Source organism: Streptococcus sp. 3613 (assembly GCF_013277375.1).
Lineage (GTDB): Bacteria > Bacillota > Bacilli > Lactobacillales > Streptococcaceae > Streptococcus > Streptococcus pseudopneumoniae.
Genome location: NZ_VMMV01000039.1, coordinates 1 through 13,085, shown reverse-complemented (window position 1 = coordinate 13,085; position 13,085 = coordinate 1). Strand labels below are relative to the sequence as shown.

Below are 13,085 nucleotides of genomic sequence, written 5' to 3'. Positions count from 1 at the left end.
TACCTACGGCAAGGCGACGCTGACGTGGTTTGAAGAGATTTTCGAAGAGTATTAAATAAAAATTATTGTATGTTGTCTCCCTTAACTTGGAATGATAAGGGAATAACTAGAAAGATTTGTGAATACAAACTATTTCTGATATACTAAATATACAGTAATAATGAATGATGGGAGATGGGATGAAAGAATTTCAATTTGAGAGAAAGCAGCGTTTTTCTTTGAGGAAATATGCAATAGGAGCTTGCTCGGTCTTGCTAGGAACGAGTTTATTTTTTGCTGGTATGGGTGCTCAACCTGTACAGGCTACCGCAACGAGTTCAACACTAATTTCAAGTCATTATTTGGATGAGCAGGATTTACCTGAAAAGCTGAAATCTGAGTTGCAATGGTTTGAAGAAAATAAAATTGAGGTAAAAGAGGGAAAAGAATACTACTTTATCTATCGAAAATTGGCTACAAGATTACCAGAAACAGGTCTTTTTTCTAATGATGGGATGTTTATCTTGGGAGCAGGATTATTATTGCTTTCCTTCACTTTAATCAAGAGAAAAAGGGGAGCGTCTTACTTCCTTGTGACAGTCTTTGCTGTTGGTGGCTGGGTAGCATCCATCTCTGCTTTAGAAAATTTGGTAGAATTGCAACCAGCCCTTGTTAAGAGAGTAGAAGGTCAGTTTCTACCAAGTCCTGAAAGAGTCCAAGGATACGAATTTACGGGATATTATTTGGTAAGAGATAGTGCTAGTAAGGAACTTTCTGTTGATAAGGTAGAGTCGCCAGCATTATCTCAAAAGGAGGAAAGTTCAGAACCTCAATCTAAGAAGATTGTACCACAGACTGCATCTCATTTTAGCTCGACTGAAGACCTTGTGCAATCTCCTCAACCATCCTACGCAGTTGAGAAAATTGTTGAAGCTCCTGATGAAATTGTGCCTATAGGGCCTAAGGAAGAAGTTGCAGGAAATCCCAAAGTAGAACAACCGAAAGCAGAAGATAATAGTGATTATAAAACAAGTCCTGAGGAAGGTGTGTTAAATGCCACAGTAGAGAAACCAGAATTGCTAATCACTACAGAGGAGGTTGTTTTCCAAACGATAGAACAAGAAGATGCAACCTTAGCTAAAGGGCAAACTAAAGTTGTTCAAGAAGGTGTTGTTGGTGAACGCACCATCTATACGGAAGTCACTATCGTTAATGGGGAAAAATCTAGCAAAGTTATAGAAAATATAATCACAAAAGATCCGGTGGACAAGGTGATTGTAGTTGGGACTAAGGAAGAAGTTGCACCAAAATCTGAGGAAGGTAGACCAGTTCAACCTGAAAAAACTCCAATAGTAGAGAATGAAACAGAGACAAAACCAGCTGATGGAATAGGACAACCAAGACCAGGAGCCGAAGCAACATCGGGCGAGAAACAAACACCTGACAAACCCGAAGCCGAGCCGAAGCAACCAGATCCAGCAACCTCAGCCATGGAATCAGGGGGCGAGGAAAATCAAACTCATGCCTCACAAGGTACTGAGTCCCAGCCACCATCTAAAGAAACTGGTGAGACCAAAGATTCTGAACCAGCAACCCCAGCCGTGGAATCAGGGAGAGAAGAAGACCAATCTCCTGTGGGACAAAAGGGTGAGGAGAACCAGCTGGAGAATCCAGTTGAGGGGGTAAAAGATGTTGGTGAATCTGCCCCACAAGGTACTGAGTCCCAGCCACCATCTAAAGTAGCTGCTGAGACCAAAGATTCTGAACCAGCAACCCCAGTCGTGGAATCAGGGGGCGAGGAGAATCAAACTCATGCCCCACAAGGTACTGAGTCCCAGCCACCATCTAAAGTAGCTGCTGAGACCAAAGATTCTGAGCCAGAAAGCCCAGCCATGGAATCAGGGGGCGAGGAGAATCAAACTCATGTCCAACAAGGTACTGAGTCTAAGCTACCATCTAAAGAAACTGCTGAGACCAAAGATTCTGAACCAGCAACCCCAGCCGTGGAATCAGGACGCGAAGAAGATCAATCTCTTGCGGAACAAAAGGGTGAGGAGAAACAGCTGGAGAATTCAGTTGAGGGGGTAAAAGATGTTGGTGAGTCTGCCCCACAAGGTACTGAGTCTAATCATCCATCTAAAGCAACTGCTGAGACCAAAGATTCTGAATCAGAAACCTCAGCCGTGGAATCAGGGGGTGAGGAAAATCAAACTCTTGCCCCACAAGGTACTGAGTCCCAGCCACCATCTAAAGTAGCTGCTGAGACCAAAGATTCTGAGCCAGAAAGCCCAGCCATGGAATCAGGACGCGAAGAAGATCAATCTCCTGCGGAACAAAAGGGTGAGGAGAACCAGCTGGAGAATCCAGTTGAGGGGGTAAAGGATGTTGGTGAGTCTGCCCCACAAGAAACCCAAAAACAACCAGAACAAACGGCTCCATCTCCAGAGGTCAACCCAAGTCAAGGAAACGAACCAGCTCCAGCTGTTCAGCCTGAACCCTCAGCTCCCCAAGAGCAACCAATTGTCCCAAGTCCAGTAACGAAAGAAACAGTATTAGAGTATGAAACAACATATAAAGCTTCACCAGCTTTAAATTACAAAGAGCAACAAGTAGAAGTAGCAGGTGAAAATGGTAAGAAAGTGACAACTACTTCTTACAGTTTTGATGAAAGTACTGGGAAAATAGTAGAAAACACTTCAACAAAAATAGAAAAACATCCAGTAGATAGAGTTGTTAAGGTTGGAAATGTAGAAGAAACAACCTCAACAACCAAAAGAGGTGAACAGTTTGTTGCGGATGAGTCACTTGATAAAGGGGTTAAAGTAGTTAGAGAACAAGGTCAGGACGAAGAAACAACGACTATAAGTGTTTATAAAGTAAATTCGACGACAGGAGAATTAACTGATCCAGAAGTTTCAACAAAAGTAGCCAAAGCAATGCAAACGAAAATAACGGCAGTAGGAACAAAACCAACAGTTCAATCACAAGAAATTCCTTTTAAGACAATTTATAAAGCATCGTCAGATTTAAGTTACAATGTGCAACAAGAAGAAACACCAGGTGAAAAAGGGCGTACAGTATCAACTACAACATACACAGTAAATCAAGAAACAGGAGCTATCTCAGAAGAAACTACAACAGAAAACACTCCAGCTAAAGACAAAATAGTAAAAGTTGGAAATGTAGAAAAGATCGTGTCACCTATAAAAATCACTGAGTTGAGAAAAGATAACCCTGAACTTTCAAAAGGAAAAGAAGAGGTTGAAGATGCCGGTGAGCAAGGGGAAACAACCGTCACTAAAACTTATGAAGTTAATCCGGAGACAGGAGAATTAACAAATCCAACTGAGAAAACTGAAGTAACTAAAGCTATGCGCCAAAAAGTAATCTTGGTTGGTACTAAAGAAGACACTCAACTTCCTCAGACCAAAGTAGAGACCAAAGCTGTTCCTTATGAAACCATTTATGAAAAGAATGAGGCGTTAGACCACGGTATTACAAGAGTAAAAATTCCAGGTGTTGAGGGACAAGAACAAGCTACTACTACCTATACTAAAGATCAAGCAAGTGGAAATATTTCTGAGAATAAAACTGTCAAAATAGTAGCTAACAAAGTTGATCAAGTTGTGGAAGTTGGAACTAAACCGAGTGTTGAAACCACTGTCCTATCTCATAAAACGATTTACCAAGTGAATCCTGCTTTGGAATTCAGAAAAGAGGAGGTAGCGGTTGCAGGGCGTGATGGTTCGGCGGAAACTAGGACGACTTATCAACTAGACCAGGCAACAGGTCAGGTGACGGTATCTGACACCACTAGACAAGTAAATCCAGCAATCGATAAAGTGATTCAAGTTGGTAATGTGGAAAAAGTAATACAACCGATTGCTGTTACTGAGGAGCGAAGAGAGGATTCTTCGCTTGCTAAAAAGATGGAAAAGGTAGCCTCTGAAGGAGAAGTTGGTGAGAATACACTGACCAGAACCTACGCTATCAATGAACAAACTGGTGAATTGGTTAATCCTCGAGAAGTGAGTCAAATAACAAAACCAATGAAACCGAGAGTTGTTTTAGTTGGTAGTCAGGAGGATAAACCACACTTGCTTCCAGCTAATAGTGAGAGAGAAGATGCTGTGGATGTGTCTGCTCTTACCACAAGCGCGAGATCAGTAGATTTCTTAAATAACAGTAAACTAAAAGAACAGTTGGAGCCTGTCTATGATCCTCGAGATATTATAACAAGGAGAATTGCGCTCAGAAAAACACACCCAAATATCACTGACCAAGAGGTCAAAGATATGTTGCGCATAGAGTATCTTCAAAAACTGTCAATCCAAGAAAGCTTTGATCAGACGAAGAGGCAAGCTGAGTCAAGTTTCAAAAAGATTGCCTCGCATACATTAGGAATTATAGGAGATACCCCTGAAAATCGCAGCAAGGTCAAACAAGAGCTGGAGCAATACAAAGAGCAGATTTTGTTGGGACTGTCTTATATCAATCGTTTTTATAATATTCAATTTGGGGACACGAATATTCGTGATATTCTGGCCTTTAATCCAAGTTCATTTGGCAATAAGACAATGACAGCCTTGACTAGTTTGAAAAAATTAGGATCCATGTCTTATGAAGAGATGAAATTGACCAATAGTCCTCAAACATTTACAAAATATTTATCGACTATCACCGGTAAGGCTAGCTTGAAGGAATTTTTAGACAGCAATCGCCAACTCTTTACGTCAGATGATGCGGATACCTGGCTTAAAAAATCTAGCCAAGCTATGATTGTTGAAAAACCATCTAAGGAAAATCCTTCAGCGCATGTCGGGCTGTATAGCAAGTTGACAGCTGGGGAAAAGGATCCTCGTAAACAAGAGGCTAATATGGCTGCTATTTTGGGACTTTTGAATGTGAAAGAACCACATGTTTACGTGATTAGTAATATGGCGACGATTACTTACGGTAATATTGGTTCCTATATAGATACTTCTCTTGCCCAGTCTAATCCAACTAAGTATCAGGCTGAGCTTGCTAGAGTCAAGTCTTTAATTGAAAAGGCGGCTGTACAACAAGCCAACTATGTTGATACTCTTTATCGTATAACAAAACCAGAAAATCGTGATAAGTTGCTGACAAATCGCTTGATTATTGATACGATGAAGAAATATACAAGTAATCCGAATGCCCAGATTGATAGCACTTGGTCACCAGCTACTGGTAGTGGAGCTGATAAGGGGGTCGACCAATTTATGACTCCTATGAATTACTATTCTCCAGTAAGTAAGGTGGGAGCTGAGGCTAATGGATTAGGCGTCCGTTACTTTATAGATAGAGTTCTGGATGATAGAGGTTCAGCGACTTATTCTCATGAAATGACGCACTTACTAGATAGAACGGTCTTGTTTAATAATCACGGTCGTCGAGATGGTACAGCCGCAGAGTTTTATGCGCGTGGTATTTTTGAAAACTCCTATAATCCAGAAAAGGATACTTATTTCAATCTCAACTTTGTATATGATGAGAGTGATAAGGATGGATTTTACAATAAGACACCTGATCGATTTAAAACGGCAGAAGATTTGCAATCTTACATGAAGGGAAGTTTTGATGTCCTTTATACTCTAGATTATCTAGAAGCTGAGGCAACGAAAAATCTAACTGATGAAGAAAAAACCAAATATTTCAAGAAAATAGTTCCGATTAGTTCACCATTTAGAAGATGGATAGATTACCGTAATACAGCAGTTAAACCGACTCATAAGAGTGAGGAGATTCAAGCTCTGACCTTAGAAGATGCCAAAAACTTGACAGATATTGATAGTTTAATTGACAATCATATCCTGGTCAATCGTTATATCATTGCTGGCTTTAAGGATAAAGGTAAAATTGCACCAAATGGTTACTATACCGTTGATATGTTTGATACCATTTATGGTGTTAGTCAAAATGACTCTGGTATGAGTGGGGACATCACCTTTAGAAAACAAGCCTTTGAATTGATGGCTGCTTTGGGCTATTATGAAGGATTTGTTCCTTATGTTTCAAATCAATACAAGCACGAAGCAGAGTCTGAGAACAAGCCTCTATCTGATACTTACATTTTCAATAAAATTTTGAATGGTAAGAGCTATGCTGAGTTTAAAAAAGCACAGTTCAAGGAAAGAGTAGATAGGCTCAATCAATTGAAACCTTTGACAATCCAATATGAAGGTCAGCAAATAAGTCTGACAAGTCAGAAGTTAGGTGAATTGATGCAGAAAGCTGTTAAAGAGGAACTTGCTCAAATAAAAGCAGGAAACACAACAGCTCAGAAATTTATGTTTATTGAAACTCCAGTTCAAAAACTGAAAAAAGCGATTTATAAAGCTTATCTCAAAGATTCAGATGACTTTAGACAGTCGATTTACAATAGTTAAGACAAAAGGGACATCTCTCTGGAATGAACATTCAGAGAGGTGTTTTTTGCGCTCTTGTAAGGTTTGACCTTGTTTCTTGAAAATGACAGTTTATATGAACATGGAGTGATTTTCAGACTTTTCCACAAATTATAGAATCTTTTCTGAGGATTTAGGGAGTGATGGAGGAAGTCTTGAAAGCGCTTTTGTTTTGTGCTATAGTCAAGTATATCGATTCGTTTAAAGAGGCATGTTTGTATGAGAAGAGAAGAAGTTTTACGAAATCACTGGTTTTTTAGCCAAGAGGTGGGGAAGGAAGAGGCCTTGGCACCGGATTTTCAGAGGGAAAATTGGCAGGCTATTCAAGTGCCACATGACTGGAGTATTTACAATGATTTTGACCAATACTCGCCAGCGCAAAATGAGGGTGGTCAGTTAAACGGGGGTCAGGCTTGGTACCGGACGCAGTTTTACTTGGAAGAAGATGCTAGTCTTGTTTCGGTGCGTTTGCTCTTTGACGGGGTTTACATGAATGCCCAAGTCTATATTAACGGGCAAGTGCTGGGCTATTATCCCAATGGCTATACACCCTTTTCTTATGATATCTCTCCTTATCTAAGAAACGATGGGACAGCCAACCAGCTTGCGGTTTTTGTGGGAAATCAGCAACCTAGCAGTCGTTGGTATTCGGGCAGTGGTGTTTACCGAGAAGTAAAATTATTGATTAGAGATTTGGTGCATCTGGATTTATATGGGATTAAGATAGAAAGTTCCAAGCTCAAGGAACAAAGAGATGGATGGGTGGAAACTCAGCTTGAAAGTAAGGTTTCAAATGATGGGCCTCAGTCTGTGTCGGTATATTTAGAACAGAGTATCTGGTATGATGGGCAGCAGCTGTCAGACTGGCAGGAGACAGACTCTCTAGTGATTGAGTCTGGGGACAAATATTCTTTCCAACAAGCCATATCAATTTTTCAACCTTTGCTTTGGGATATTGATTCCCCTCACCTTTACCAATTGAAGACTCGTCTTTACAAAAATGGCATTTTGGTTGATGAAGAAGAGGAGACTTTTGGTTACCGTTATATGGATTGGCAAGCGGATAAGGGTTTCTTTCTAAATGGCCACTGGTTGAAGATTCATGGGGTGTGTTTGCACCATGACTACGGAGCGCTGGGAGCTGTGGAAAACAGGTCAGCTGCTGAGAGACGCTTGCGCCAGATGAAGGAAATGGGTGTCAATGCAATCCGAATCACCCATAATCCAGCTAGTAGCATTTTGCTGGATCTAGCTGCCAAAATGGGCTTACTCATCCAAGAAGAAGCCTTTGATACCTGGTATGGAGGCAAGAAAGAATATGACTATGGTCGCTTTTTTGAGGAAGAAGCGACTCATCCAGAAGCGAAAACAGGCGATTTCTGGTCAGATTACGATTTGCGCACCATGATTGAGCGTGGCAAGAACAATCCAGCGATTTTTATGTGGTCCTTGGGAAATGAAGTTAGTGAAGCAAATGGAGATGCTCATTCATTGAAGACTATCAAACGCTTGCTGGGAAGGGTTAAGGAAGTGGATGATAGCCGTTTTGTGACCATGGGAATGGACGAGTTTCGCTTTGGAGATGGGTCTGGAGGCCATGAAAAGATAGCCGATTTGCTGGATGTGGTAGGCTTGAATTACTCGGAAGACAATATTGATGGGATTCGCAAAAGACATCCTAAGTGGCGACTTTATGGATCTGAAACCTCATCGGCTACCCGAACGCGTGATAGCTATTTTCGCCCAGCTAAGGAATGGGTTGGGGATAATCGCCGCGTGCGGAATTTTGAACAGTCAGACTATGGAAATGATCGGGTTCCTTGGGGGAAGACGGCGACGGCTTCTTGGATAGCAGATAGAAATCGGCTAGACTATGCGGGGCAGTTTATCTGGACAGGAGTGGACTATATCGGTGAGCCAACTCCTTGGCACAACCAAAATGACACGCCTGTAAAGAGTTCCTATTTTGGGCTTGTGGACACAGCAGGGATTCCTAAAAATGACTATTATCTCTATCAAAGTCAGTGGTTGGACCTAGATCAGTATCCCATGGTTCATATCCTACCCCATTGGAATTGGGAAATCCACAAGAGTTATCAACAAGTTGTGGATAAGTATGGGGATATCCCTGTTCGAGTGTATTCAAATGCCCGTTCTGTAGAAGCTATTTCTCAATGGAAAATCCCAAGGTAGGAAGACCTTTCAGGAAAAATGGACTTCAGACGGTCGAAGATACCAGGAGGGACAAGGTTCTGACCAGCTCTATCTCGAATGGCCTTTGGCTTATCAACCGGGAGAATTGCGTGCTGTGGCCTATGACCGTCAAGGTCAGCTTGTGGCAGAAGATAGGGTGGTGACTGCAGGTAAGCCAGCCAAAATCGGGCTACATGCTGAGAAGACAAAACTGGAGCCAGATGGGCAAGACCTCCTCTATCTCTATTTTGATGTATTGGACAAGGATGGAAATTGGATGCCGACTGCTTCCAATCAGCTTCATTTTGAAATTGAAGGCCCTGCTCTTATTGTAGGTGTGGATAATGGTAGGCAGGCCAGTCGTGAACGTTACCAAGCCCAGAAAAATGGTCGGTTTAAGCGGAAAGCCTTTCATGGCAGAGGTGTCCTCTTAGTTCAGAGCTTGGAGCGGGTAGGTCAAGTGAGAGTAAAGGCCAGTGCCAGAGGGCTAGAGCCGGCAAGTTTCGATCTCTTAGTGGGAGAGGATTTGGCTTGCCAGTCAGTGAAAAATCAGCGCTTATTTGAGATTCGAGTGGACAAGCAGGCAGGATTACAAGAAGGGGATTCCCCAGCTATTGGACTTTATCCACAAACTGTGGATAACCTTGTGAACAAGGTGGGGAATAGTGAAGTGATTTGGGAGACGAGTGGTAGTGCCCACGCCATTATCAAGCAGGGAGTGCTTCATTGCTTGTCTGCAGGCGACTTGGTTATCAGTGCTATTTATCAAGGAAAGACCTATCAAATACATTTGCAGGTGGCAGAAAATAGCTCACTAGGGAAGCCAGTTTCTGTAAGACCACTTCGCTTGTATACAGATAGGGGGACTTATCCACAACTACCATCTTCCGTTTTAGTGGACTATGAGTTTGGCGGTGCAAAACGAGTCAAGGTTGTTTGGGAGGCAATAGCCGAAGAAGATATGGCAAGCTTTCATGAGTTTACGGTATCTGGTCAGCTAGAAGGGCTGAATTTAAAGGCTTCTGCTCAGGTTTGTGTCCAAGGGATTTGCGCTATTGAGCCTGAAAGGGTTTGGACGCTTGTCAAGGAAGCCCCACACCTACCAGACCGAGTTAAGCTAGTCTTATCAGATGGCAGACGAGATACGGCCAAGGTGACTTGGGATGAACTCGATCCTCAAGTCTATGCTCAGGTAGGAGAATGTATTCTTACAGGACAAGTAGCGGGCTGTGAGTTGCCAGCAACAGTCACCATTCATGTGACAGATGTCAGTGTAGATGGGGAAGTTATTTCCAATCAATGGACAGGATCTAACCTGCCTCTGGTCTTTGCTTCCCACTCAGAACCGAATCACCCAGCCTCTTACCTCAATGACAAGGTCATTGCTCGGAAGAAATCGACAGCCAATACTTGGATTACCAAGTCAGAGCAAGCCAATGTCGGCATTCTTTTTGGAGATGCAGGGATTTTAAAACCGCGATTTGTGGATAATGTGACCTTGTATTATGTCGAAAATCAAGACTACGTGGCGGTGGATCCTACCCATATCGATTATTATGTAGGGAATGAGCCTAGCTTGCCTCGGACTCCAAATCATTTGGACAAGGATTCTCTGCTCAAACAAGAGGAGAATTGGCGCCCTGTATCAGCTATCCGAAAAGTGTCAAGTGACAAGGATGAGGAGCTTCGTTTTGAATTTGACAAGGTGGAAACCTATGCCCTTCGTCTTCGATTTGAAAACTTGGCAAGCCCCCTAGCCTTAACAGAATTGCAAGTACATGCCAAAAAAGTAAAGAAAAATGTAGATAGGAAGTAGTATGGTGAGAGAAATAAAACCGCATGGGCCCTTGCCTAGTCAGGCCCAGCTAGCTTATTTAGAGGATGAACTAGCAGCCTTTATCCATTTTGGGCCTAATACCTTTTATGACCAGGAATGGGGGACAGGTCAGGAGGATCCTGAACACTTTAACCCGACACAGTTAGATGCGCGTGAGTGGATTCGCGTGCTCAAGGAAACGGGCTTTAAGAAGTTGATTTTGGTGGTCAAGCACCACGATGGCTTTGTCCTCTATCCGACGGCTCACACAGATTATTCGGTTAAGGTCAGTCCTTGGAGGAGAGGAAAGGGAGACTTGCTTCTTGAAGTATCCCAAGCTGCCACAGAGTTTGATATGGATATGGGGGTCTACCTATCACCGTGGGATGCCCATAGTCCCCTCTATCATGTGGACCGAGAAGCGGACTATAATGCCTATTATCTGGCACAGCTGAAGGAGATTTTATCAAATCCTGCCTATGGTAATGGAGGGAAATTTGCTGAGGTCTGGATGGATGGAGCCAGAGGAGAGGGCGCGCAAAAGGTCAGTTATGAATTTGAAAAATGGTTTGAAACCATTCGTGACCTGCAGGGCGACTGCTTGATTTTTTCAACAGAAGGCACCAGTATCCGATGGATTGGCAATGAAAGAGGATATGCAGGTGATCCCCTGTGGCAAAAGGTGAATCCTGATAAACTAGGAACAGAAGCAGAGCTGGACTATCTTCAGCACGGAGATCCCTCGGGCACGATTTTTTCAATCGGTGAGGCAGATGTTTCCATCCGGCCGGGCTGGTTTTACCATGAAGAGCAGGATCCTAAGTCACTTGAGGAGTTGGTCGAAATCTACTTTCACTCGGTGGGTCGGGGAACTCCACTCTTGCTTAATATTCCGCCGAATCAAGATGGGCTCTTTGATGCAAAGGATATTGAACGTCTCTATGAATTTGCGGCCTATCGCAATGAGCTCTATAAAGAAGATTTGGCTTTGGGAGCCAAGGTATCTGGTCCAGCTCTTTCCGCAGACTTTGCTTGTCATCATCTGACAGATGGCCTTGAGACTAGTTCTTGGGCAAGCGATGTAGACTTGCCCATCCAACTAGAACTAGACTTAGGGGCGCCTAAAACTTTCGATGTGCTTGAGTTAAGAGAAGATTTGAAGCTAGGGCAACGAATCGCTGCTTTTCATGTGCAAGTAGAGGTGGATGGTGTCTGGCAGGAGTTTGCCAGGGGCTTCACAGTTGGTCATAAGCGCCTTTTGCGAGGGCCGATAGTAGAGGCACAGAAGGTGCGCGTGATGATTACAGAGTCACAGGATTTACCTGTACTGACCAAGATTTCCCTCTATAAAACTCCTAGCTTATCAAAAAAAGAGGTTGTTCAGGGATTAGCATTTGCAGAAAAAAGCCTAGCTGTGGCAAAGGGAGAGACTCTTCATTTTAGGATTGAACGTAGCGAAAGTGACACTCCTTTGGAGGCTAAGATTTCGATTCAACCGGGGACAGGTGTCCATGGTGTCGTCTATCAGGACGAGATTCAAGTCCTTCAATTCCAAGCTGGGGAAAGCAAAAAAGATTTGACCATACCAACCCTGTATTTTGTTGCTGATAAGACCTTAGATTTCTATCTAAATCTGATTGTTAATGGACAGTTGGTTGATCAAGCTCATATTTTAGTTGAAACGAGATAAAATATCTTTACAATTCATTTCTTTTCCGAATAAATAGATAGTAGCAGTAAATCTAGTAAACCTAGATTTAAAACTATGGTATAATAAAAGGAGGAAATGGATGATTTTAAGACATCCGGGCATTAGCCCAACTAATGACTTGGTTGCTAAGAAAATTTTCAGCAACCCAGAAATCACTTGTCAGTTTATTCGCGATATGCTGGACTTGCCAGCTAAAAATGTGACCATTTTGGAGGGAAGCAACATTCACGTCTTGCCTTCCCTGCCGTACTCGGCACAGGATTTCTATACCAGTATAGATGTTTTAGCTGAACTAGATAATGGTACTCAAGTAATCATTGAGATTCAAGTCCATCATCAGAATTTTTTCATCAATCGCCTGTGGGCTTATCTGTGCAGTCAGGTCAATCAAAACCTAGAAAAAATCCGCCAGCAAGAAGGAAATACTCACCAGAGCTACAAACACATTGCACCAGTATACGCTATCGCAATTGTGGACAGCAATTACTTTTCAGATGACCTAGCTTTTCATAGTTTTAGTATGCGCGAGGATACGACAGGTGAGGTTTTAACCATCACCAATAATGGACAAGAAAATCATCTGGTTAAGATGGCGTTCTTGGAACTAAAAAAATACAGAGAAACCAGCAAAGACGAGGTTCGCAAGCCGTGGTTGGAGTTTTTTGGTAATAAGCCCTTTACTCAGGAACCCGAGCGAGCCATCAGCCAAGCAGATCAACTGCTGGACTACAAGAGCTGGTCCGAGGAGGACAGGGAGATGTTTAGTGAACAACGCAGACGCGAAGAACAAGCCTTGCTAGCGCAGGACTATGCCTTGGAACAAGCTGAAGAAAAAGGGTTGGAGAGAGGTCGTGCAGAAGGTCTTGAACGTGGTCGAGCTGAGGGGATTGAACAAGGCATCGAAAAAGGTTTAGAGCGTGGACTTGAACGTGGTCGAGCTGAGGGGATTGAACAAGGC

5 protein-coding genes and 1 pseudogene are annotated in these 13,085 nt (G+C 42.8%); all 6 read left to right on the top strand.

Going from position 1 to position 13,085, the window contains the following annotated elements:
- Nucleotides 1-179: 179 nt before the first annotated feature.
- The gene (locus HT708_RS04820) at nt 180-6,389 is read left to right on the top strand and encodes a ZmpA/ZmpB/ZmpC family metallo-endopeptidase (protein ID WP_240156190.1); all 6,210 of its coding nucleotides are present in this window, start codon (nt 180-182) and stop codon (nt 6,387-6,389) included.
- A 237-nt stretch (nt 6,390-6,626) separates the two neighbouring features.
- Entirely contained in the window at nt 6,627-8,600 is a 1,974-nt protein-coding gene (locus HT708_RS11790; protein WP_240156188.1) for a sugar-binding domain-containing protein, read from the top strand.
- 31 nt (nt 8,601-8,631) lie between these two features.
- Nucleotides 8,632-9,546: pseudogene (locus HT708_RS11785) on the top strand (DUF4982 domain-containing protein); the annotation flags it as partial.
- Between the two features lie 15 nt (nt 9,547-9,561).
- The gene (locus HT708_RS11780) at nt 9,562-10,416 is read left to right on the top strand and encodes an Ig-like domain-containing protein (protein ID WP_240156191.1); all 855 of its coding nucleotides are present in this window, start codon (nt 9,562-9,564) and stop codon (nt 10,414-10,416) included.
- Nucleotide 10,417: 1 nt separating this feature from the next.
- Nucleotides 10,418-12,106, top strand: coding sequence for an alpha-L-fucosidase (locus HT708_RS04810; RefSeq protein WP_138704757.1), 1,689 nt, complete (start codon nt 10,418-10,420; stop codon nt 12,104-12,106).
- A 100-nt stretch (nt 12,107-12,206) separates the two neighbouring features.
- Nucleotides 12,207-13,085, top strand: an 879-nt coding sequence (locus HT708_RS04805) for an Rpn family recombination-promoting nuclease/putative transposase (protein ID WP_172926052.1), incomplete at its 3' end; no start/stop codon positions are given.

Excerpts from the sequence above, each read along its gene's own strand:
- HT708_RS04820 (WP_240156190.1), top strand. The coding sequence starts at position 180 with ATGAAAGAATTTCAATTTGAGAGAAAGCAGCGTTTTTCTTTGAGGAAA.
- HT708_RS11790 (WP_240156188.1), top strand. The coding sequence starts at position 6,627 with ATGAGAAGAGAAGAAGTTTTACGAAATCACTGGTTTTTTAGCCAAGAG.
- HT708_RS11780 (WP_240156191.1), top strand. The coding sequence starts at position 9,562 with ATGGCAAGCTTTCATGAGTTTACGGTATCTGGTCAGCTAGAAGGGCTG.
- HT708_RS04810 (WP_138704757.1), top strand. The coding sequence starts at position 10,418 with ATGGTGAGAGAAATAAAACCGCATGGGCCCTTGCCTAGTCAGGCCCAG.